The organism is Microtetraspora malaysiensis, from assembly GCF_050947145.1.
GTDB classification, from domain to species: Bacteria; Actinomycetota; Actinomycetes; order Streptosporangiales; family Streptosporangiaceae; genus Microtetraspora_A; species Microtetraspora_A malaysiensis.
In genome coordinates this window covers 1,354,018-1,374,779 of the sequence record NZ_CP191998.1, presented here as the reverse complement: position 1 = coordinate 1,374,779, position 20,762 = coordinate 1,354,018, and the positions used below count along the sequence as shown (strand labels likewise).

Genomic DNA, 20,762 nt, shown 5'->3' with positions numbered 1-20,762 from the left:
CCGAAGAGCGGCGCCGTACGCGGCTACAGTGGGCGGTCGGGCGTGCCTCGCCCTATCACGTATCCCTCGAAACCGGACCAACCCGCCGTTTTTTCGGTGGGCGAAGGAGCTTTCGGTGGACCACTCGAGCCACGGCCTCCTCCAATCTGGCAGCCAGACCGCCGTCTCCGAGCGGATGCGCGAGCTCCTGGCCCGCGCGGCGCAGGATCACGTCTACGAGCAGCGCACCCAGGGCGCGGTGCTCGACGAGATCCGCCAGCGCCTCGAAGGCATGGAATGGCTGCTCCGCGAGCTTCGTGAGCGCGGGCTCGGGGGGATCGGCGGCCTCGCGAGCATGATCGAGGCGGTCGGCGACCAGATCGACGTCCTTTCCGCGAAACCCCCGACCTGGGCCGAGAACCTCGCCCAGCACGTCGAGGTGGTCCGCGACCAGATCGAGGAGGTCGGAGAGCGCGTGGACCGGCTCCGGACCGGCGTGGACGCGGCCGCGGGCCGCTTCAACCGGCTCGACAGCGCCATCGGCGAGCTGGCCCGGGCCGCAGAGCGGCTGGGCGGGCAGCTCGACGGCGTCGAGGGCCGGATCGCCGCCGTGGAGGGCCGCCTGGTGGCGACGGATGAGCACCTGACCGACCTACGGGCGCACATGGGCGGCATGACCACCACGCTCGGCGCCACGGACGCCAGGATCAACACGATCGACGGGCATCTGAGCCGCCACGACGACCGCTTCGACGTCGTGGAGGGCCGGATCGACGGCCGCTTCACCGCCCTCGACGAGCATCTGATCTCGACCGAGACCCGCCTCACCGGCCGCGTGGACGCCGTCCGGCAGCGGGTGGACGAGGTCGGCCGCCGAGTCACGGAGATCCAACGCGAGGCCGCCGCCCCATCGGAGGCCGCACCGGCCCCGAACGCCGTGGCCCGGCAGCGGCAGCTCTGACGCCGGCCCATCCGTCCCCTGGCCGGCTCAGAGCCGGCCACACGAGACGCGGACGCGCATGACCGCCCGCCACCTCGGCAGGCTGAGCTCGCGAACGGTCGTCACCGCCAAACCCTCGCCCGTCCAGGCGAGGGAGCGGGTCAGACGTTGACGGTCGTGATGGGCAGCGACGAGTCGGCCGGGATGTCCAGCGCGGACGGCTGGATGCCCGCCGCGATCAGCTCGGAGCCCAGCGCGGCCACCATGGCGCCGTTGTCGGTGCACAGACCTGGCCGGGGCACGCGGAGCCGTACGCCCGCCGCGTCGCAGCGCTCCTGGGCGAGCGCGCGCAGCCGCGAGTTGGCCGCCACACCGCCGCCGATGAGCAGGTCCTTCACGTCGTAGCGGCGGCACGCCTGGAGCGCCTTGCGGGTCAGCACGTCCACGACCGCCTCCTGGAAGGACGCGGCCACGTCGGCGACCGGGATCGTCTCACCCGCGGCCGTACGTGCCTCGATCCAGCGGGCGACCGCCGTCTTGAGCCCCGAGAACGAGAAGTCGAACGTGCCGTCGTCGTACTTGCCGCGCGGGAACGCGATGGCCGTACCCGAGCCGGAGGTCGCGGAGCGGTCGATGTGCGGGCCGCCGGGGAACGGCAGGCCGAGCACCCTGGCCACCTTGTCGAACGCCTCGCCGGCGGCGTCGTCCACGGTCGAGCCGAGCGAGATCACGTCCTGGGCGACGTCGGGGACCAGCAGCAGCGACGAGTGGCCGCCGGACACCAGCAGGGCGATCGACGGCTTGGGCAGCGGCCCGTGTTCGAGCTGGTCCACCGCGACGTGGGCGGCGAGGTGGTTGACGCCGTAGAGCGGGACACCCAGCCCCAGCGCGTACGCCTTGGCCGCGGCGACGCCGACGAGCAGCGCACCGGCCAGGCCGGGGCCCGCGGTGACCGCGACGGCGTCGATGTCGGAGAAGCGCAGCCCGGCCTTGGCCAGCGCGCTCTCCACGGTGGGGGCCATGGCCTCCAGATGCGCGCGCGAGGCCACCTCGGGCACCACGCCGCCGAAGCGGGCGTGCTCCTCCATGCTGGAGGCGATCGTGTTCGCCAGCAGCGTGTGGCCGCGGACCAGGCCGACCCCCGTCTCGTCGCAGGACGTCTCGATCCCCAGGACGATCGGCTCGTCACGCCCGCTCATGCGCACCTCCTCTGAGATCCCGCACCATGGTGATGGCGTCGGTCCCGTCGTCGTAGTAGTTCCGCCGGACGCCGAGCCGCTCGAAGCCGAACCGCTCGTACATCGCCTGAGCGGGCGCGTTGTCCGACCGGACCTCCAGGAAGACCTCGCACGCGCCGCGCCGCTCCGCCTCGGCGAGCAGCTCGGTCAGCAGGGCGGCGCCGACGCCGGACCTGCGGTGCCCGGCGAGGACGGCGATCGTCTGCACATCGGCCTGGTCGGCGGCGGCGGCCAGTCCCGCGTATCCGACGATCGTGTCGCCGTCCACCGCGACCACGTAGTGCCGGGTGCGCGGCTGGTCGTCGATCTCGCCGCGCAGCATCGCCTCGCTCCAGGCGTCGAGCGGGAACGTGATCCGCTCGATCTCGACCACGGCGGGAAGATCCTCCCTGGTCATCTGGCGCAGGACGGCGGTCACGCGGTCACCTTCTTCGGCGCGCTGGGGATCTGCGCGTCCGGCCTGCGCAGGTAGATCGGCCGCGCCGGGCCGAGCACGGCCAGCTCGCCGGCCAGCTCGACCGAGTCGATCCGCCCGTCGGGCACCCGGGCCACCTCGGCCGCCTGCTCGGGGGTCAGCCCGGCCAGGTGCTCGGCGGCGAGCGCGGCGAGCGCCCCCGCGGACGGGTACTCCGGGTCGGCGACGCGGTCCGGCCCGATCGTCTCGGCGTACATGCGGGCGCCCGCGCCGATCACCGGAAGCTCTCCCGGCAGGTCGTGCGGCCGGTCCACGCGCGGCCCGTCCAGGCGGGTGCGCGCGTCGCCGTACCGCGCCCAGAAGACCTCCTTGCGCCGGGCGTCGGTCGCCACCAGGAACGGCTCGGTGCGGCCGGAGGCGAAGGCGATCGCGTCGAGCGTGCAGACGCCGTACGCGTAAACGCCGACGGTCGCCGCCAGGGCGCTCGCGGTCATCAGTCCGACCCGCAGCCCCGTGTACGGCCCGGGGCCGGCTCCGGCGACGACGGCGGTCACATCACGTAGGGAGGCGTCGCACTCACGCAGGACGCGCTCGACCGCGGGAGCGAGCAGCTCGCCGTGGCGTCGGGCGTCGACCGTCGTCGACTCGGCCAGCACGCGGGCGCCGTCGTGCAACGCGGCCGTGACTGCGGGGGTAGCGGTATCCAAGGCCAAGACCAGCACAAAGGCCAAGCCTAGCCGCTGTCGGGTCTCCTCCGTCCCGGCGGAGCACAACCTGGACACTACGCGCGAGGATCGCTCCCGGCCCGGGAGGCGTAGACGATGACGTTGTCGCGGTACTCGTGCCGGGCCCAGTCGAAACTGCCGCCGCAGGTGATCAGGCGCAGGCCGTCCTCGGTGTACACCCGCTCGGCGGGGAAGTCGTTCTTGGGCACCCGCTCGACGGAGTCGACGCGGTATTCGGCCGTTTTGCCGTCGCTCCGCAGCACCTTGACCACCTGACCCTTGCGCAGCTCGCGCAGCCGGTAGAAGACCGCGGGCGCGGTCTTCGTGTCCACATGGCCGATGATCACGGACGCGCCGCCGTCCCCGGGAACGGAACTGCCGGTGTACCACCCGGCCGTCCCGGGCTTGTCGAACGGCGGGAGCTCCACGTCGCCCTCCTTGGAGAGGCCGAGTTTCATCAGCGGGGCCTTCAGCTTCAGCGCGGGAATGTCGATGCGCTTGGGCACGACCCCGGCGACCGGGGCGGCGGCGGGTTGCTCACCCTGCCGGTGGCTCATCGCGAACAACACCAACCCGGTGGCGATCCCGGCTATGACCACTTTCCGGGACGAACCGGCCAAATTCAGCCCCTAGCGCGTCTGCGCGCCACTCCGACCGCGACCGCGGCGGCCACGACGACGGCGATCGCGGTCGCGCCGGCGGGCATGCCGGAGTCCTCCTCGGGCGCGCCCGCCGCCGTGCCGCCGCCACCCGCGTGCGGGGCGCGGGTGGGGATCTTCGTGGGCGTGTGCTCGGGGGCGGGCTTCCCGGTGACCTTGAGGGAGGCGCTGCCGACGTCGTTGGTGGCCTCACAGCGCACCTCGACCTTGTAGCCGCCCGGCTTGGCATCGGCCCGGACGTTCGCGCCGCCACGAACCTGCGGGACGCCCGGAGTCGAGTCGGGTGAGGCCGTGTCGGTGGGCGCGACCAGCGTCACCAGGCCGGTGAACGCCTCCGAGCGCGCGGTGGCGCGATAGTCGGTGCCGCCCTGCGGCAGCGGGCAGTACGCCGTGATGTGGACGGTCCGAGTGGAGCCGCCCTCGACCTTGGCCGGGTCGACCGTGACCCGGATGTCCTGGCGGGGCACGGTGGCCGACGGCGACGCCTGATCCTCCGATGCGGAGGGCGTGGATCCAGCCGTCTGCGCTTCAGCGGTGCAGCCCAGCCCGCCGAGCAGGATCATTCCCGTGACGGCAGCAAGCCTGACCTTGATCATCCGACCACCCCTCCGGACCCTGTATACCCCGAAAATCTATGCCAATCCATGGCTAAGGATCTTCTTATTGGGTGATTCACAACGAATCAGTTGGGCCCCAGATCAGGCCGGATATCGGCAGCCCCGGGAGGGGATTTCGGCTAGACCAGAGATGCCGGGACGGCGGACCAGCGCTCGCCGACCCCGCGCAGCCGTACTCGCCGGTCCTCGCCCTCGGCGTCACGCTCGATGAGGACCTCCAGCCGGTCCTCGGCGAGGCCCTCGACGAGCCCCTCACCCCACTCGACGACGGTGACCGAGTCCTCAAGGGAGGCGTCCAGGTCGAGATCGTCGACCTCAAGCGCGCCGCCGATGCGGTACGCGTCCACGTGCACCAGGGCCGGTCCGCCGGACAGCGACGGATGGACCCGCGCGATGACGAACGTCGGCGACGTGATCGGGCCGCGCACCTTCAGCCCCTCGCCGATGCCCTGCACCAGCGTGGTCTTCCCCGCCCCGAGAGGCCCGGTGAGCACCACCAGGTCACCCGGGTGCAGCAATTCCGCGATCTCCGCGCCCAGTGCCCGTGTCTCCTCGGTGGTACGGACGGTTCTCACTGGTCGCTCCTCCGTCCGGCCGGGATCACCCAGCCGCTCGCCTGACTTCCACACCGGTAACTCACTGTACGGGTGCGTTCATGGGGCTCGCTCCGCACCGCACTTATGGCGCTCGCTTCGCTCGCGCGGGCTCGGGGCGCCCTCAGGCGATGTCTTCCCTCGTCACTCGGGGCCTCGTCCCTCAGCCCACTCGTTCCTCAGTCCAGACACCGCCGCGCCCCGAGCGTGATGGTTCAGCGCCATAACGACTGATGTGCTCGCGCGGGCTCTGGGCGCCCTTTCGGCGGGGGATCAGGGTTCGTCGCGTTCGACGCGCTTGAGGAGCTCGCGGAGCGCGTTGTTGACCGCGGCCGGGCTCTCCAGCTGGACGAGGTGCGACGCGTTGGAGACGGTGGTGAGCTGGCCCGTCGGCACGGCCGCGGCGATGGCACGGCTGTGGTCGGGCGGGGTCAGCCAGTCGCGCTCGCCGACGATGATCGAGGTGGGGACGTTGTTGAGCACGTCGAGCGCGGTCAGCTTGTCGTGGGACATGAGCGCCGGATAGAAGTCCGCGATCACCTCGGACGGGGTGGCCCTGATCATGGACTCGACGAAGTCCACCACGGTCGGGCTGACGTTCTTGGAATCGCCGAACCCGAGATGGCGCACGGCGAGGAAGGCGACGTCGTTGCCCGCCTCGCGCCCCCGGTCCACCAGCTCGCCGCGCTTGCGCATGATCGACACCGCCGACGGGACCGTCTTGTGCACGACCTTCGACATCAGCGCGGGCAGGCCGAGCGTGAGCTCGGCGAGCTTGCCCGCCGACGTGGAGATGAGCGCCACGCCGCGCACCTTGTCGTCGAACAGCTCCGGCCGCCGCTCCGCCAGCGCCATGATCGTCATGCCGCCCATGGAGTGGCCGACGAGCACGCACGGGCCGGGAACCAGTTTCTCGATCACGAGCGCGAGGTCCTCGCCCAGGCGCTCGATCGTGCAATCGCTCGCCTCCGCCCGCGCCGACGCGCCGTGGCAGCGCTGGTCCCACGTCACCAGCCGGTACGTCCCGCGCAGCTCGCGCCGCTGGTAGTGCCAGGAGTCCGAGGCCAGGCAGTAGCCGTGGCACAGCACCACGGTGAGGGGAGCGTCCTCCGGGCCCTCGACCTCGGCGTGGATCAGCACTCCGTCGGAGGTGGTCAGCGTCACCTCGCGGCCGCGGATCTCGCCGAAGGGCTCACTCGCCTCCAGGTCGGGGCGCAACCGTATCCGGCCGACGGCGTACCGCTTCGCCATGGCCGCTGCCGCCGCGCCCGCCGAGACGGCGCCCACGACGGCACCGGCGAGCCCGACCTTGCGGCGTGTGCTCATTCCTACCCTCCTCGTGACGGCGGCGCGCTGCCGGCCCGGTCCACGTGATCTCCCCGCTAGTCCACGTAAACGCGCGGAACGCGGGATCCGATCCTGGTCACGATCTCATGGGTGATCGTGCCGAGGGAATCGGCCCACTCCTGGCAGGTGGGCTCGCCTCGCGTGCCGGGCCCGAAGAGGATCACCTCGTCACCCTCGGCGACGGCGTCGTCGCCCGCGTCCACGACGAACTGGTCCATGCAGACCCGGCCCGAGACGCGCCGCCGGTGGCCGGCGAGCAGCACCTCCGCCCGGTTGGTGGCACCCCGCAGGATGCCGTCCGCGTAGCCGAGGGGCACCAACGCAAGCGTCGTCTCGCGCTCGGTGACGTACAGGTGACCGTAGGAGACGCCGGAGCCGGCGGGGACCCGCTTGGCCTGGGCGAGCCGCGCCACGAGCGTCATGGCCGGGCGCAGCCCGAAATCTCCCATCTCGGGGATCGGGCTCAGTCCGTACGAGGCGATGCCCGGCCGGACCATGTCGTACCGCGCCTGGGGCAGGGTGAAGGTGGCGGCGGAGTTGGCGATGTGGCGGATCGCGTCGCTCGGCACGCGCATCGCGTCGGCGATCCGCAGCGCCTCGCCGAACGCGGCGAGCTGCGCCTCGGTGGCCGGGTGCCCGGGGATGTCCGCGCAGGCGAAGTGGGACCACATGCCCGCGATCTCGACGACGCCCTCGGCCCGCGCGGCCAGCGCGGACTCGATCAGCGCGGGCCAGGCCGACAGCGGCGCGCCGCCGCGCGACATCCCGGTGTCCACCTCCAGGTGGACCCGGGCGGTGCGGCCGGTGCGCGCCGCGGCGGCCACGATGGCGTCGATCAGCCAGGGGGCGCTCGCGGACAACTCCACGCCCTGGAGCAGCGCCTCGTCCAGCGGCTCGTCCGGCGTGATGAGCCAGGCGAGGATCGGCGCGGTGATCCCCTCGGCGCGCAGCGCCAGCGCCTCGCGGACGAACGCGGTGCCCAGCCTCGACGCCCCGCCCTCCAGGGCGGCCCGCGCGGAGGGGACCAGGCCGTGGCCGTAGGCGTCGGCCTTCACCGCGACCATGACGTCGGCGCCGGCCGCCTGCTCGCTGAGGAGTCCGACGTTGTGCCGGATCGCCGCGAGGTCCACCCTCGCCTCGGCAGGGGTCCGGACCTGGTCTTTTGTATCGACGACGATCGGGAAACTCATCGTTCCAGTTTGTCAGGTGATCGCGACCGGTCGGGCCGTGTCACAGCGCGCGGACCACGTCGGGAAGGGCCTCGGCCACGTCGAGCGCCGCGATCGCCGCCTCGCCGCCGGGCCGCGCGCCGCGCGCGGAGCCGGCCGCCGCGACCCGCCCCGCGAGCCCGTGCAGGTACGCGGCACAGGACGCGGCGTCGTAGCAGCTCAGCCCGCCGGCGAGCAGGGCGCCCGCGATGCCGGACAGGACGTCTCCCGTGCCGCCGGTCGCCAGCCACGGCGTTCCGGTGGAGTTGACCCGCACCGGCCGGTCCTCCTCGGCCACCAGGGTGGTGGACCCCTTCAGCAGCACGGTCGCGCCCAGCTCGTGCGCCGCGCGGCGGACGTGCTCGATCCGCCGCGCCTCGACGTCCTCACGCGGCACGTCGAGCAGCCGCGCCAGCTCCCCCGCGTGCGGGGTGAGCAGCGTCGGCCCCGTCCTGCGCAGCAGCGACCTGTCCCGGGCGACGTGGGTGAGGCCGTCGGCGTCCACGAGGACGGGCAGGTCGGTGCCCAGGATCTCGGCGACGAGGTCGCGGGCGTACGACCCGGTGCCGAGGCCCGGCCCGACCACCCACGCCTGCACCCGGCCGATGTCGTCGAGCACGCCTGTCGAGCCGGGGGCGAGCACCGTCGTGACGGCCTCGGGCCAGCGGGCCCTGACGTAGCGGACGGGCTCCTCGACGCTCGCGAAGCGCACCATCCCCGCCCCGGCGCGTACGGCGCCGCCCACGGAGAGCACGGCCGCGCCGGTGAAGGTGTCGCTCCCGGCCACGATGCCGAGGACTCCCCTGCGGTATTTGTCCGACTCGGCCGCCGGGCTCGGCAGCAGGCCGGCGACGTCGCCGGCGGTCGGCGCGGCCACGTCCGCGTCCGGCAGGTACGGCCCGAGCCCGATGTCCACCAGCTCCACCGTCCCGCAGAACGACGCGCCCGGATCGACCAGCAGACCGATCTTGTACGCGCCGAACGTCACGGTCGCGTGGGCCCGGACCGCGGGCCCGTCCACGCGGCCGGTGCTCGCGTCCACCCCGCTCGGCACGTCCACCGCGACCACCAGGCCGGGAGCGTCCGCGACGAGCCCGGCCAGCGTGCCGTACGGCTCGCGCAGCGCGCCCGCGCTCCCGATGCCAACCAGGCCGTCCATGACGAGGTCGGCGGCGGAGACCAGCTCGCGGGCCGCGTCGGGGGCGAACTCGGCGGCCCGGCCGCCCGCGGCGCGCAGCGCGGCCAGGCCCGCCTGGTGGGCGCGCGACCCGGCGAGGATCGCGTCCACCCGGGCGCCCCGCGCGGCCAGCCGGGCCCCGGCGTACAGGGCGTCTCCCCCGTTGTCGCCGCTCCCGATCAGCAGGACGACGCGGGAGCCGTACACGCGGCCGCGGACGCGGGCGAGCGCCCGGGCACAGGCGGAGGCGAGCCCGGAGGCGGCGCGGCTCATCAGGGTGCCCTCGGGCAACCGCGCCATCAGCGCCCGCTCGGCGGCCCTGATCTGGTCGGAGGTGTACGCGGTCCGCATGGGTCCGACGCTATCCCGGGGACGATCACGCGCGCGACGACCGGTCGCGGCGCGTGACGGCGAGGGCGACGCCGGCCCTCCCGCCCGGCCGCACCTGGCCGCGGCCGGCGCCCATCGACGAGAGGGCCTACGACTCGGCGATCACGTAGGCGATGGCGACGCCTCCGTCATGGGTCAGGGAGATGTGCCACCTCTTGACCCCGAGGGCGCGGGCCGCCTCGCCCGCCGTGCCGGTGACGCGGAGCAAGGGCCGGCCGTTCTCGTCATTGACGACCTCGGCCTCGGCGTGGGCGGTTCCGGGCGGGCAGCCGAGGGCCTTGGCGACCGCCTCCTTCGCGGCGAACCTGGCGGCCAGCGACTCCGTGCGCAGCCCGCGCTCCGCCTCGGTGAACAGCCGCTCCCGGAGTGCGGGGGTGCGCTCCAGCGTGGCGCCGAACCTCGCCACGTCGACGACGTCGACTCCGATTCCCACGATCACAGGGCGAGGCTACCCGCCCTCCGGCCGTCCGGACCCGACCCGCCGGAGCGCCGCGGGCCGGCTCGCCCATGTCACCCGCACACCATTTTGTGCTACTTTGCCCCCAATTTGGGGGCTGTCGGTCGCTGCCGACTCCTTGGAGCCCCACCCCTTTCCCCGGAATCCGCGGCCGCAATCCACCGGTTTCATCCACAGGCTGTGTACCGCTCCCGACCGAAGACGTTTTCGACCGGCTGAGTAGGCTTGGCCGACGTGGCAGATGGAGACGTGTACGTCGAGCTCAGCCGTGCCCAGTGGAGGGACCTCCGCAAGAGCACGCCGCTGACCCTCACCGAGGCGGACCTGGAGGATCTGCGCGGCGTCGACGATCCGATCGACCTCGCGGAGGTCACCGACATCTACCTCCCGCTGACCCGGCTACTCAACCTCCACTTCACCGGGTCCCGCCAGCGCAGCGCCGCCGTGGGGGCCTTCCTCGGCGAGCGCGACGAGCGCGTGCCGTACGTGCTGGGCATCGCGGGCAGCGTCGCGGTCGGCAAGTCGACCACAGCCAGGGTGCTGCACGCCCTGCTGGCCCGCTGGCCCGAGCACCCCCGGGTCGATCTGATCACCACCGACAGCTTCCTCTACCCGAACAAGGTGTTGGAGGAGCGCGGCATCATGCACCGCAAGGGCTTCCCGGAGAGCTACGACCGGCGGGCGCTGGTCAAGTTCGTCGCCGACGTGAAGGCGGGCACCCCGGAGGTGACCGCCCCGATCTACAGCCACCTGGAGTACGACATCGTGCCCGGGGCGAGCCAGAAGGTGCGGCGTCCGGACATCCTCATCGTCGAGGGCCTCAACGTGCTGCAGCCCGCGCCGCCCACGTCCCTCGCCGTGTGCGACTACTTCGACTTCTCGATCTACGTGGACGCCCGGAACGAGGACATCAGGTCCTGGTACATCGACCGGTTCCACAAGCTGCGCCGCACGGCGTTCGCCGACCCCAAGTCGTACTTCGCACACATCGCGGACCTGTCGTACGAGGAGGCGACCGAGTTCGCCAAGAACGTGTGGCGTGACATCAACGAGCGCAACCTCGTCGACAACATCGCGCCCACCCGCGGCCGGGCCGGGCTGATCCTGCGCAAGGGACCCGACCACTCCATCAGCCGCATCCGGCTGCGCCGTACATAATCGTCGTCGTGCTGCATCTGCGCGTGATCATCCCGGCCGGGCGTACGGACCGGGTGCTGAAGGCGGTCGACCGGGCGACCGGGGTCGCCAGCATCGTCGTGATGCCGAAGGCGGCGCGCCGCCCCAAGGGCGACGTGCTGCTGCTCGACGTGGCCCGCGAGGCGGCGAACGACCTGATCGAGGAGCTGAAAGGCCTCGGCCTCGAAGACGACGGCGCCATCGCGATCGAGAACGTCGAGCTGACGATCTCACGCGCCGCCGAGGAGGCGCAGGAGCAGGCCCCGGGCGAGGGCGACGACGCGGTCATCTGGGACCAGCTCGCCCAGCGCGTGACCGCGGACTCCCGCGTTACCTGGGCGTTCCTGGCCTTCCTGGCGATCGCCACGCAGATCGCCGCGATCGGCGTGCTCATCCCGTCGCAGATCCTGATCGTCGGCGCCATGGTGCTCGGCCCCGAGTTCGGCGCGGTCGCCGCGATCTGCTTCGGTCTCCTGCGCCGCGAGCCACGGCTGATCGCGGTGGCGGTGCGGACGCTGGCCGTCGGGTTCGGCGCGGCCGTCCTGGTCACCTTCCTCTGCGCGTTCGTGTCGCGCGGCATCGGCTGGGTCGAGCCCGAGATGCTGCGGCACAACCAGGAGGTGTGGTTCATCGTCTCGCCGGACAGGTGGTCGTTCATCGTCGCCGTGCTGGCCGGCGCGGCGGGCGTGCTCTCGATCACGGCCGGCAAGTCCTCCGCCCTGGTGGGGGTCTTCATCTCGGTGACCACCGTCCCCGCCGCCGGTTACATGGCCGTCGCGATGGCGCTCGGCCGCTGGGACGAGGTCGGCCACTCGCTGGCCCAGCTCGCCGTCAACATCGCCGGCATGGTGGCCGCCGGCACGGCGACCCTGTTCGCGCAGCGCTTCCTCTGGCAGCGGTACGGCGGCCGGGTCCCGGTCGTCTCCCCGCCGCCGCGCCCGGCGGCCCCCGCCGTACGGCACCGCGCCAACGGCGGGACCAGGCGCACCGGCACCAGGAGATGAGGCACCCCCGCCACGGTATGACAGACGGTTCCTCCTCTTGACGGAGGTCTCGGAGGGTACCCGGCGAGTAGTCTGCGGATCATGACAATCCTCGCAACCGAGGGTCTGACCAAGCGGTTTCCCCGTGTGACGGCGCTCGACCAGCTCTCGATCACCGTCGGCACCGGCGTGACCGGGCTCGTCGGCGCGAACGGCGCCGGCAAGTCCACGCTGATCAAGATTCTGCTCGGCCTGCTCCCGGCCACCTCCGGCCGGGCCGAGGTGCTCGGCATGGACGCCGCCACCCGCGGGCCGGAGATCCGCCGTGTCGTCGGCTACATGCCCGAGCACGAATGCCTGCCGCCCGACCTGTCCGCCACCGAGTTCGTGGTGCACATGGCGCAGATGTCCGGCCTGCCGCGCACCGCCGCCCGCGAGCGGGCGGCCGACATCCTGCGGCACGTCGGCCTGCACGAGGAGCGGTACCGCCCGATCGGCGGCTACTCCACCGGCATGCGGCAGCGGGTCAAGCTTGCTCAGGCACTCGTCCACGATCCCCGGCTGGTCTTCCTGGACGAGCCGACCAACGGTCTCGACCCCCAGGGCCGTGACGACATGCTCGCGCTGATCCGGCGGGTCGGCGCCGAGTTCGGCATCAGTGTCCTGGTCACCTCCCACCTGCTCGGCGAGCTCGAGCGAGTGTGTGACCACGTCATCGTGATCGACGGCGGCGCCCTGCTGCGCTCGTCCGCGATCGGCGAGTTCACCCAGGCCACCCAGGCCATCGCCGTCGAGGTCGAGGAGGGGCTCGAACCCCTCGCGGCCCGGCTGGCCGAGCTGGGCGAGGCGGTGGCGGTACAGGGCCGCATCCTGACCGTCCAGGTCCGCTCGGAGGGCACCTTCGACGCCGTACGTGACGCCGTCTGCGATCTCGACCTCCACCTCGTCCGGCTCGAACAGCGTCGCGGCCGCATCGAGGACGTCTTCAAGGAGCCGGCGGCATGACCGAGCACACCGCGATCATTCACGACATCGGCTACCGGCACTACGAGGGGCCCAGGCTCGGCCGGGGGAGCGCGGCGCGTGCCCTCACCCTGCACAGCCTGCGCGGCGTCTTCGGCCTCGGCCGGACAACCCGCGCCAAGATCATCCCGTTCCTGCTTGTCGCGATCATGGTGCTGCCGGCCGTGGTGTCGATCGCCGTGATGGCCCTGGCCAAGCAGCCCGGCATCCCCTACTACTCGTACGCGGTGGCGATGCAGGCCGTGCTCGCCATCTTCCTGGCCTCGCAGGCGCCGTACCTGGTGGCTCCCGACCTGCGCTACCGCGTGCTGCCGCTGTACCTGTCCCGCCCGGTGACCGTGCTCGACTATGTCGGAGCCAAGTTGGTCGCCATGACGACCGCGCTGTTCCTGCTGCTCGCGGTGCCGCTCACCGTCATGTACATCGGCGAGCTGCTGGTGGACCTGCCCGACCCGCCGCGCACCCACGACTACATCGCCTCCGTGGTGTCCACCCTGCTCATCGCCCTGCTGCTGGCCTCGATCGGGCTGGCGCTCGCGTCGTTCACGCCGAGACGCGGGCTCGGCGTCGCCTCGGTGATCGCGTTCTACCTGTTCACCTCGGCGGTCTCCGGGGTGTTCTACGCCGTGCTCGTGAGCACGGGCCGCGAGGCGGCCGCCGGCTGGACGATGCTGATCAGCCCGTTCTTCCTCGTCGACTCCGTGCAGGTGGCGCTGTTCGGCACCCCGCCCGCCAACAGTGGGGGTTATCCCGCGGGTCCCTGGCCGGCGCTGATCCTGCTGGCCGTGATCGCCCTCGCGCTGACGGCGCTCATCTCGCGCTACCGGAAGGCGGCCTCCTCATGACGGTCACCACCGTTCCCACCGTCGCGACCCGGCCGGGCGTCGTCCAGCTCGCCGGGGTCTCCCGCTGGTACGGCAACGTGGTCGCCGTCAACGACGTCACGATGACGATCGGGCCCGGCGTCACCGGACTGCTCGGCCCCAACGGCGCGGGCAAGTCCACGCTGCTGCACATCATGGCGGGCTTCCTCGCCCCGTCGAACGGCACCGCCACGCTGGGCGGGCAGCAGATCTGGCGCAACCACGACATCTACCGCCATATCGGCCTGGTCCCGGAGCGGGAGGGCGTCTACGGCTTCCTGACCGGATGGCAGTTCGTGCTGTCCGCCGCCCGCCTGCACCGGCTGCCGAACCCCGAGGAGGCGGCGACCCGCGCCCTCGACCTCGTCGAGATGACCTCCGCCAAGGACCGCCGGGTCGAGACGTACTCCAAGGGCATGCGCCAGCGGGTCAAGGTGGCCGCCGCACTGGTCCACGACCCGCAGGTGCTGCTGCTCGATGAGCCCTTCAACGGCATGGACCCGCGCCAGCGGCTCCACCTGATGGACCTCGTCCGGCGGATGGGCGCCGAGGGCCGGACCATCCTGTTCAGCTCGCACATCCTGGAGGAGGTCGAGCGGGTCGCCGAGCAGATCGAGGTCATGGTCGCGGGACGGCACGCCGCCTCGGGCGACTACCGCGAGATCCGCCGCCGGATGACCGACCGCCCGCACATCTTCCGGGTCCGCTCCAGCGACGACCGGCGGCTGGCCGCCGCGCTGATCGCCGACCCCAGCTCGGGGGCGGTCTCCCTCACGGACGGCGGGCTGGAGGTGCAGGCGCTCGACTTCGGCCGCTTCACCCGGCTGCTGCCGAGGGTGGCCCGCCACGCCGGGGTCCGCCTCTGGCAGGTGTCCCCCACGGACGAGGACCTGGAAAGCGTCTTCTCCTACCTCATCCAGCCCCGTGCGTGACCACAGGCCGGGACCACCCGGACGAACCCCCGGAACCGTATCTCACCGGGCTCCGCGCGCGGCGGCTCCCGTCCCTGACCGCGCGCAGGACGCCCGGAGCAGTCGAGCGGAGCGAGACCAATGAACACCGTCGTAGCTGACATCACGTACCGGGCGATGCTCGGCCGCAAGCGGATCCTGCTGCTCGTGCTGCTGCCGCTCGCGCTGGTCGCCGTCGCCGGGCTGCTCCGGCTCATCGGAGGGCCCAGCGAGGGCACGGCCGTGATGCTGATGAAGTCGTTCGCCGTCGGCACGATCCTGCCGCTTCTCGGGCTGGTCGCCGGCACCGGCGTGATCGCGCCCGAGATCGAGGACGGCACGATCATGCATCTGCTGTCCAAGCCGATCTCGCGGCCGGTGATCACCTTCACCAAGTTCGTCGTGGCCGCGTCCCTGATGGCGGTGTTCGCCGCCCTGCCCACGTTCCTCGCGGCGTACCTGCTGATCCAGAACGAGTCCGGCATCGCGTACGGCTTCGCCCTCGGCGCCCTCCTCGCGGGCATCGCCTACGCGGCCGTGTTCCTGCTGCTCGGCGTGCTCACCCGGCACGCGGTGACGATCGGCGTCATCTACGCCCTGATCTGGGAGGGCCTTGTCGGCGGCTACGTGCCCGGGGCGCGCACGTTCTCGATCCAGCAGTGGGCCCAGTCGATCGCCGACCAGGTGTCGACGTCCGCGTTCTTCAAGGCGGACGTCTCGATCGGCTTCGCCGTACCGGCGATCGTCATCGTGACCGTCGCCGCCCTGCTGTTCGCCGGGCAGCGCCTGCGCAGCCTGTCCCTGACCGGCGAGGAGTGACGTGAAATCACTGTGGCCTCCGCCGGACGGCGGAGGCCACAGTGATTTCTCAGTCTTTCGACGGGATCACGCGCAGCAGGCGCGCACAACCTCGGCGAGACGGTCGGCGACGGCCTCGGCCTGGTCGTACGACCCGGCCTCGACCATGACCCGCACCATCGGCTCGGTCCCGCTCGGGCGGATCAGGACCCGCCCCTCGTCACCGAGCTCCGCCTCCGCCGCGGCCACGGCGGCGGCCAGCTCCTCGGAGGAGCGCACCTTCACCTTGGAGACGTCCCGCACGTTGACGAGCACCTGCGGGAGCTTCGTCATGACGGAAGCCAGGTCGGCCAGCGACCTGCCCGACTTCGCGACCGTCGCGAGCAGGTGCAGCGAGGTGAGCAGCCCGTCGCCCGTGGTGGCGTGGTCCAGCATGATCACATGCCCGGACTGCTCGCCGCCGAGGGTGAATCCGCCGTTCTGCATCGCCTCAAGGACGTACCGGTCGCCGACGGCGGTCTCCACCATGGTCAGCCCGGCCTCGCGCATCGCGATCTTGAAGCCCAGGTTGGACATCACGGTCGCGACGACGGTGTTCTCGGGCAGCCGGCCCTCGGCGTGCATGGCGGACGCGAGGACCGCCATGATCTGGTCGCCGTCGACCTCGTCGCCCGCGGCCGTGACGGCCAGGCAGCGGTCCGCGTCGCCGTCGTAGGCGATGCCGACATCCGCTCCGCACTCGACGACGGCCCTCTTCAGCTCGTCCGGGTGGGTGGAGCCGACGCCGTCGTTGATGTTCAGCCCGTCAGGAGCGACGCCGATGGTCTCCACCACGGCGCCCGCACGCAGCAGCGCCTCGGGGGCGACCATGTGGGCCGCGCCGTGCGCGCAGTCCACGACGACCCGCAGGCCGTCAAGGGGATGCGGCAGGGTGTCGAGCAGGTGCGAGACGTACCGGTCGGCCTCGCCGAACGCCTCACGGACCCGGCCGACGGACGCGCCGACGGGCCGGTCCCACTTCTCGCCCAGCCGCTCCTCGATCTCGTTCTCCACGGCGTCGGCCAGCTTGAAGCCGCCGCGCGCGAAGAACTTGATGCCGTTGTCCGGGGCGGGGTTGTGCGATGCGGAGAGCATCACCCCGAGGTCGGCCCCCAGAGCCGAAGTCAGGTACGCGACCGCCGGGGTGGGCAGCACGCCGAGCCGGAGGACATCCACGCCAGACGACGCAAGGCCGGCGACGACCGCGGCTTCCAGGAACTCTCCTGAAGCTCGCGGGTCCCGGCCTACGACGGCGATCGGGCGGCCACGCCGCCCGACGCTCGCGTGGAACGCCCCGGCATCGCCGAGGACATGAGCCGCCGCCACGGACAGATCCATGGCCAGCTCGGCCGTGAGGTCGCGACCCGCGACCCCACGTACCCCGTCGGTGCCGAAAAGGCGCCCCAACTTAACGCTTGCTGTACTGCGGAGCCTTGCGGGCCTTCTTGAGGCCGTACTTCTTCCGCTCCGTGGCGCGGGCGTCACGGGTCAGGAAGCCGGCCTTCTTCAGCGGAGGCCGGTTGGTCTCGGCGTCCAGGATGGCGAGCGCGCGGGACAGACCCATGCGCAGGGCGCCGGCCTGGCCGGTCACGCCGCCGCCGCCGATGCGGGCGATGACGTCGAACTGGTCCTCGGCGCCGAGCGTCACGAAGGGCTCGTTGACGATCTGCTGGTGGACCTTGTTCGGGAAGTAGGCGTCCAGCGAGCGGCCGTTGATGGTCCACTTGCCGGTGCCCGGCACGATGCGGACGCGGGCCACGGCCTCCTTGCGGCGGCCGGTGCCGTACGAGTTGCCCGTGGTGACGGGGCGGCGCACGACGCCCTCGGCGCCGGGGGCGGACTCGGTGGTGTACTCGGAGGGAAACTCCTCGGACGAGAACTCGTCCTGCTCGCCCTCGACGAGCGTCTCGATACCGTTGGACTCGGCCACGGTTCTCCTCTTACTTTCCTGGCTCGGCGATTACTGGGCGATCTGGGTGATCTGGAAGGGCACCGGCTGCTGCGCCTGGTGCGGGTGCTCGGAACCGGCGTAGACCTTGAGCTTCTTCGCCATCCTCCGGCCGAGAGCGTTCTTGGGGAGCATTCCCTTGACCGCCTTCTCAACGGCGCGGTCCGGGCGCTTCTCCATGAGCTCGCCGTAGGTCACGGAACGCAGACCGCCGGGGTAACCCGAGTGACGGTAGGCCTTCTTCTGCTCGAGCTTGTTGCCGGTCAGGGCCACCTTGTCGGCGTTGATGACGATGACGAAGTCACCGGTGTCAACGTGCGGGGCGAAGATCGGCTTGTGCTTGCCGCGGAGCAGGGTCGCGACGTGGCTGGCCAGCCGGCCGAGCACGACGTCGGTGGCGTCGATGACGTACCACTGACGTTCGACGTCGTTGGGCTTGGGTGAGAACGTGCGCACGGCAGTGCCTTCTGTCGGAAATGTGAACTCACGGTAGGTTGCGCAGGCACGACGGCAACCTTCCGTCTCCACATACATGGGAGAAGACGCCGGACGCGCCGTACACAGGTCACAGGAGGACCGGTGCACACAACGAAACAGCAGATTATCCGGCCTCGCCCTCCTGGTCAAAACGCGATGCCGACGAGGGGCCCGGCGATCACACAAGGAGCCGGCCGGAGACGGCGGCACGCGGGCGGGACGCCGCCCGCTCACGCGAGCCGGGAGACCTGAGACGCCGAGACACCGGCGCGAGGACGGCGGTCCGTGCCGGAACGCGGGCGGCACTGGGGGAAACACAATGAGCACGCGGGGAAACACAGGGAGAAGCAATCCCTCGCTCCTCTTCATCCTCATCGCTGTACATCCCTATATTTGACTGCGGTATGTGGCAGCCCCCTCACACCCGGCACCCCCAACGGAAGCCCCGCCGCGGGACTCACGTGGGTCTGCTCGCCTGCGCGGTCACCCTTGTGCTCGCCGGCGTCGTCATCGGCCGGGTCACCACCAAGAGCGGCGTCGACCAGGTGTATCTCCGCAACTCCGAGCCGTCGCCCTCGAAGACGTCCGACTCCTCGCCCCGGCACCGCCCGCCGCTCGATCACGTGGCGCGGGCCGAGGGGCCGTCGTCCCTCGCCCGCTCGGCTCCCCCGACCCGGCCGCCGACCAGGAAGCCGTCCAACATGATCGACGGCTCGTACGGCGGGTCGCAGTGGAACACCTTCGGCCCCGGCTACGACGGCGAGTCCGGCACGCTGGGCGGAGACCGCGGCGGAGACGGCGTGGGCGCCGCGGTCCTCAACGGCCTGGAGGCCGAGGTCATACGGCTGGCGAACGCCGAGCGGCGCAAGCGGGGCTGCGCGCCCATGCGGGTCGACAAGCGGCTCGTCCGCTCCGCCCGCCTGCACTCCCGGGAGATGGCCGCCAGCAACACCTTCGAGCATTCCTCGCCGGACGGCCGCTCGCCCTGGGCGCGCATGGAGGCGGCGGGCTACCTTGAGGGCGGCGCGGAGAACATCGCCCGCGGCTACCAGACCGCCCGCGAGGCGATCGAGGGGTGGATGGCCAGCAGCGGCCACCGGCGCAACATCCTCAACTGCGGTCTGGTCGCGACCGGTGTGGGCGTCGATCTCGGGCCGGGCGGCCCGTGGTGGACCCAGGACTTCGGCTACTCCTGACCTTCCTCCGCCGCAGGTCACGCCCACCGTCGGGGTCGATCTCAGGCCGGGCGCCGCACGGCCGGACCAGCACTTCGGTTATTCCTGACTTTCCTCATCTGCCGTGATACGCGGCTAATCTCAGCGCATGGGTTATCCCGGCGACCAGCAGCCACACCGCCAGCCGTACCTCCCCCAGGGCGAGCCGCCGGCCGCAGCCCGCCGCCCGGAGGCGCGGCCGTACGGCTCGGCGCCCGCGCAGCCCGGAGCGCCCGGGCAGCCGGGCCCGGGGGCCCCGGCGTTCGATCCGTGGCGGCGGCCGCAGCAGGTGGGCGACGACCCGGGCGGGAACCAGGGCGGCAGCCAGGGTGGCCGGCCGGGGAGCCGCCAGGCCGGAACGTGGGCCGAGGCGGCGTCGCGGCCCGGCGGCCCCGCGGGCGCCGGCTGGGGGCCTGAAGACGCATCGGGCGGACGCCCGGGAACGGCGCCCTGGAACGCGGCCGGGCTCTCGGGAGACGCCACAGGCGGCCACGGGCAGCCGGGGGCGGGCACCCCGCCCGGCACCCAGCAGCAGGGCGGCTTTCCCCTGGGATCTCCCACGGGCGGCTTCCCGTCCGGCGCGCAGCCGGGTGACCTCACGTCCGGCGGCCCCGGGCCGAGCGGCACAGAGTCCGGCGGCGCCCGGCCGAGCGGGACGGAGTCCGGCGCGCCCCTCGCCACGGATCCGCGAGGAGGCCGGGCATCCGGCCCCAGTGAGCCGTCCCGGGCCGAACGGCGCGCCGCCGAGTCGTCCGAGCCGCCGTGGGACCCGTACGGACCGGTCCCCCTCTGGCGGCGGCCGCTCGTACTGGTTCTGGCCGGGCTCGCGCTGATCGGCGCGCTCTTCGCCGGCCTGTGGGTCGCGGCGAGCCGGGAGGAGCCGCCGCGCGCCGCTCCGAAGCCGAGCCCCACGCCGCCTCCGATCTCCCCCGCCCCCGGCGGCAAGTACGGCTACGCCGGCTCGCGTACGACCGACAAGACGCCGCTCACCGCCACGGAACTCTTCGGGCAGAAGAAGGTCACGGCCGGCAGCCGGTCGTACCTCCGGACGAAGGTGAGCAAAGAGAAGAAGTGCGCCGACGGCGTCTCCGGCGAGAAGATCACCAAGGCCCTGAAGGACGGAGGCTGCACGCAGCTCATCCGCGCCAGCTACAAGGACACCAAGGGAAAGATCATCGGGTCTATCGGCGTCGCCAACGTCAAGACCACCACCGCGGCCAAGAAGGTGGCGTCGGCGGGCGGCGGCAAGGAACGGCAGGACTTTCTCAAGCCGCTGCCGGGCACCGACGACATCAGCAAGTTCCTCGGCACGGGAGACGCGTACGCGGGCGGCTGGATCCACGGGCATTACACGATCCTGCTGTGGTTCCAGTTCAAGGACGGCCACAACCCGAGCAAGACCGAACTGAAGCGCCTTTACCAGGCGGCTCTGGACATCACGGAGAAGACGGTCTTCCCAGCGCTCGACACGAGGTCACTGACCGGAGGACACGGCTGATCCGCGAAACCATCTTTCCGCCGATCTTTCTGGACAAACGCCGCTCCC

Annotated in this window: 22 protein-coding genes; 9 read left to right on the top strand and 13 right to left on the bottom strand. The window is 71.9% G+C overall.

The genetic code is table 11. The annotated features are described in order from the left end of the window. Nucleotides 1-115: 115 nt before the first annotated feature. On the top strand, nt 116-940 hold the full coding sequence (locus ACQP1V_RS06990) for a hypothetical protein (RefSeq protein WP_433419978.1): 825 nt from the start codon (nt 116-118) through the stop codon (nt 938-940). Nucleotides 941-1,080: 140 nt separating this feature from the next. Here the strand turns inward: ACQP1V_RS06990 and tsaD are convergent, their stop codons facing one another. The 10 genes from tsaD to ACQP1V_RS06940 form a co-directional block, all read right to left on the bottom strand. Further along, complete coding sequence (gene tsaD / locus ACQP1V_RS06985; RefSeq protein ID WP_387408149.1) at nt 1,081-2,118, bottom strand: tRNA (adenosine(37)-N6)-threonylcarbamoyltransferase complex transferase subunit TsaD; 1,038 nt, start codon at nt 2,116-2,118, stop codon at nt 1,081-1,083. Next, complete coding sequence (rimI, locus tag ACQP1V_RS06980; protein ID WP_387408147.1) at nt 2,105-2,575, bottom strand: ribosomal protein S18-alanine N-acetyltransferase; 471 nt, start codon at nt 2,573-2,575, stop codon at nt 2,105-2,107. Before rimI ends, tsaD begins: the two co-directional genes overlap by 14 nt. Further along, nucleotides 2,572-3,294: a tRNA (adenosine(37)-N6)-threonylcarbamoyltransferase complex dimerization subunit type 1 TsaB gene (gene tsaB / locus ACQP1V_RS06975; RefSeq protein ID WP_433419976.1), complete on the bottom strand. Its 723-nt coding sequence runs from the start codon at nt 3,292-3,294 to the stop codon at nt 2,572-2,574. The genes rimI and tsaB overlap by 4 nt, the downstream gene beginning before the upstream one ends. A gap of 59 nt (nt 3,295-3,353) precedes the next feature. Then, nucleotides 3,354-3,854: a class F sortase gene (locus tag ACQP1V_RS06970; protein ID WP_433419973.1), complete on the bottom strand. Its 501-nt coding sequence runs from the start codon at nt 3,852-3,854 to the stop codon at nt 3,354-3,356. Nucleotides 3,855-3,919: 65 nt separating this feature from the next. Further along, entirely contained in the window at nt 3,920-4,552 is a 633-nt protein-coding gene (locus ACQP1V_RS06965) for a hypothetical protein (RefSeq protein ID WP_433419971.1), read from the bottom strand. Nucleotides 4,553-4,692: 140 nt separating this feature from the next. Next, on the bottom strand, nt 4,693-5,148 hold the full coding sequence (gene tsaE, locus ACQP1V_RS06960; RefSeq protein ID WP_433419969.1) for a tRNA (adenosine(37)-N6)-threonylcarbamoyltransferase complex ATPase subunit type 1 TsaE: 456 nt from the start codon (nt 5,146-5,148) through the stop codon (nt 4,693-4,695). Between the two features lie 291 nt (nt 5,149-5,439). Beyond that, nucleotides 5,440-6,492, bottom strand: a complete 1,053-nt coding sequence (locus tag ACQP1V_RS06955; RefSeq protein ID WP_433419966.1) for an alpha/beta fold hydrolase — start codon at nt 6,490-6,492, stop codon at nt 5,440-5,442. Nucleotides 6,493-6,548: 56 nt separating this feature from the next. After that, the gene (gene alr / locus ACQP1V_RS06950; protein WP_433419963.1) at nt 6,549-7,703 is read right to left on the bottom strand and encodes an alanine racemase; all 1,155 of its coding nucleotides are present in this window, start codon (nt 7,701-7,703) and stop codon (nt 6,549-6,551) included. Nucleotides 7,704-7,743: 40 nt separating this feature from the next. Beyond that, nucleotides 7,744-9,249, bottom strand: coding sequence for an NAD(P)H-hydrate dehydratase (locus tag ACQP1V_RS06945; RefSeq protein ID WP_433419960.1), 1,506 nt, complete (start codon nt 9,247-9,249; stop codon nt 7,744-7,746). Nucleotides 9,250-9,376: 127 nt separating this feature from the next. After that, nucleotides 9,377-9,727 carry a holo-ACP synthase gene (locus tag ACQP1V_RS06940; protein ID WP_387408131.1) on the bottom strand — a complete coding sequence of 117 codons (351 nt, stop codon included), beginning with the start codon at nt 9,725-9,727 and terminating at the stop codon, nt 9,377-9,379. Nucleotides 9,728-9,979: 252 nt separating this feature from the next. On the opposite strand from ACQP1V_RS06940, the gene coaA reads away from it, so the two are divergent. From coaA to ACQP1V_RS06910, 6 genes are all read left to right on the top strand, one after another. Then, the gene (gene coaA, locus ACQP1V_RS06935) at nt 9,980-10,903 is read left to right on the top strand and encodes a type I pantothenate kinase (RefSeq protein ID WP_387408129.1); all 924 of its coding nucleotides are present in this window, start codon (nt 9,980-9,982) and stop codon (nt 10,901-10,903) included. A gap of 8 nt (nt 10,904-10,911) precedes the next feature. Beyond that, entirely contained in the window at nt 10,912-11,925 is a 1,014-nt protein-coding gene (locus ACQP1V_RS06930) for a DUF389 domain-containing protein (protein ID WP_433419957.1), read from the top strand. Nucleotides 11,926-12,006: 81 nt separating this feature from the next. Next, nucleotides 12,007-12,909: an ABC transporter ATP-binding protein gene (locus ACQP1V_RS06925; RefSeq protein ID WP_067129982.1), complete on the top strand. Its 903-nt coding sequence runs from the start codon at nt 12,007-12,009 to the stop codon at nt 12,907-12,909. Then, nucleotides 12,906-13,772 (top strand): ABC transporter permease, encoded by an 867-nt coding sequence (locus ACQP1V_RS06920; RefSeq protein WP_433419954.1) that lies wholly within the window; start codon nt 12,906-12,908, stop codon nt 13,770-13,772. The genes ACQP1V_RS06925 and ACQP1V_RS06920 overlap by 4 nt, the downstream gene beginning before the upstream one ends. Further along, complete coding sequence (locus tag ACQP1V_RS06915; protein ID WP_433419951.1) at nt 13,769-14,722, top strand: ABC transporter ATP-binding protein; 954 nt, start codon at nt 13,769-13,771, stop codon at nt 14,720-14,722. The genes ACQP1V_RS06920 and ACQP1V_RS06915 overlap by 4 nt, the downstream gene beginning before the upstream one ends. A 120-nt stretch (nt 14,723-14,842) precedes the next feature. Next, on the top strand, nt 14,843-15,559 hold the full coding sequence (locus tag ACQP1V_RS06910; protein WP_433419949.1) for an ABC transporter permease subunit: 717 nt from the start codon (nt 14,843-14,845) through the stop codon (nt 15,557-15,559). 66 nt (nt 15,560-15,625) lie between these two features. Here ACQP1V_RS06910 and glmM read toward each other — a convergent pair whose 3' ends face one another. The 3 genes from glmM to rplM are packed head-to-tail and all read right to left on the bottom strand — an operon-like array spanning nt 15,626 to nt 17,981. Further along, nucleotides 15,626-16,984 (bottom strand): phosphoglucosamine mutase, encoded by a 1,359-nt coding sequence (gene glmM, locus ACQP1V_RS06905; protein ID WP_433419946.1) that lies wholly within the window; start codon nt 16,982-16,984, stop codon nt 15,626-15,628. 1 nt (nt 16,985) lies between these two features. Beyond that, complete coding sequence (gene rpsI / locus ACQP1V_RS06900) at nt 16,986-17,507, bottom strand: 30S ribosomal protein S9 (RefSeq protein WP_067129996.1); 522 nt, start codon at nt 17,505-17,507, stop codon at nt 16,986-16,988. A gap of 30 nt (nt 17,508-17,537) precedes the next feature. Beyond that, nucleotides 17,538-17,981 (bottom strand): 50S ribosomal protein L13, encoded by a 444-nt coding sequence (rplM, locus tag ACQP1V_RS06895; RefSeq protein WP_387408118.1) that lies wholly within the window; start codon nt 17,979-17,981, stop codon nt 17,538-17,540. Between the two features lie 482 nt (nt 17,982-18,463). On the opposite strand from rplM, the gene ACQP1V_RS06890 reads away from it, so the two are divergent. Both ACQP1V_RS06890 and ACQP1V_RS06885 read left to right on the top strand, forming a co-directional pair. Next, the gene (locus tag ACQP1V_RS06890) at nt 18,464-19,198 is read left to right on the top strand and encodes a CAP domain-containing protein (protein ID WP_433419943.1); all 735 of its coding nucleotides are present in this window, start codon (nt 18,464-18,466) and stop codon (nt 19,196-19,198) included. A 127-nt stretch (nt 19,199-19,325) separates the two neighbouring features. Continuing rightward, the gene (locus ACQP1V_RS06885) at nt 19,326-20,714 is read left to right on the top strand and encodes a hypothetical protein (RefSeq protein WP_433419940.1); all 1,389 of its coding nucleotides are present in this window, start codon (nt 19,326-19,328) and stop codon (nt 20,712-20,714) included. Nucleotides 20,715-20,762 lie beyond the last annotated feature (48 nt).

What these genes read in the sequence shown, in the direction of transcription:
- tsaD (WP_387408149.1), bottom strand. Translation starts at nt 2,118, where the DNA reads ATGAGCGGGCGTGACGAGCCGATCGTCCTGGGGATCGAGACGTCCTGC.
- ACQP1V_RS06970 (WP_433419973.1), bottom strand. Translation starts at nt 3,854, where the DNA reads ATGAGCCACCGGCAGGGTGAGCAACCCGCCGCCGCCCCGGTCGCCGGG.
- ACQP1V_RS06965 (WP_433419971.1), bottom strand. Translation starts at nt 4,552, where the DNA reads ATGATCAAGGTCAGGCTTGCTGCCGTCACGGGAATGATCCTGCTCGGC.
- ACQP1V_RS06955 (WP_433419966.1), bottom strand. Translation starts at nt 6,492, where the DNA reads ATGAGCACACGCCGCAAGGTCGGGCTCGCCGGTGCCGTCGTGGGCGCC.
- alr (WP_433419963.1), bottom strand. Translation starts at nt 7,703, where the DNA reads ATGAGTTTCCCGATCGTCGTCGATACAAAAGACCAGGTCCGGACCCCT.
- ACQP1V_RS06945 (WP_433419960.1), bottom strand. Translation starts at nt 9,249, where the DNA reads ATGCGGACCGCGTACACCTCCGACCAGATCAGGGCCGCCGAGCGGGCG.
- ACQP1V_RS06925 (WP_067129982.1), top strand. Translation starts at nt 12,007, where the DNA reads ATGACAATCCTCGCAACCGAGGGTCTGACCAAGCGGTTTCCCCGTGTG.
- ACQP1V_RS06920 (WP_433419954.1), top strand. Translation starts at nt 12,906, where the DNA reads ATGACCGAGCACACCGCGATCATTCACGACATCGGCTACCGGCACTAC.
- ACQP1V_RS06915 (WP_433419951.1), top strand. Translation starts at nt 13,769, where the DNA reads ATGACGGTCACCACCGTTCCCACCGTCGCGACCCGGCCGGGCGTCGTC.
- ACQP1V_RS06910 (WP_433419949.1), top strand. Translation starts at nt 14,843, where the DNA reads ATGAACACCGTCGTAGCTGACATCACGTACCGGGCGATGCTCGGCCGC.
- ACQP1V_RS06885 (WP_433419940.1), top strand. Translation starts at nt 19,326, where the DNA reads ATGGGTTATCCCGGCGACCAGCAGCCACACCGCCAGCCGTACCTCCCC.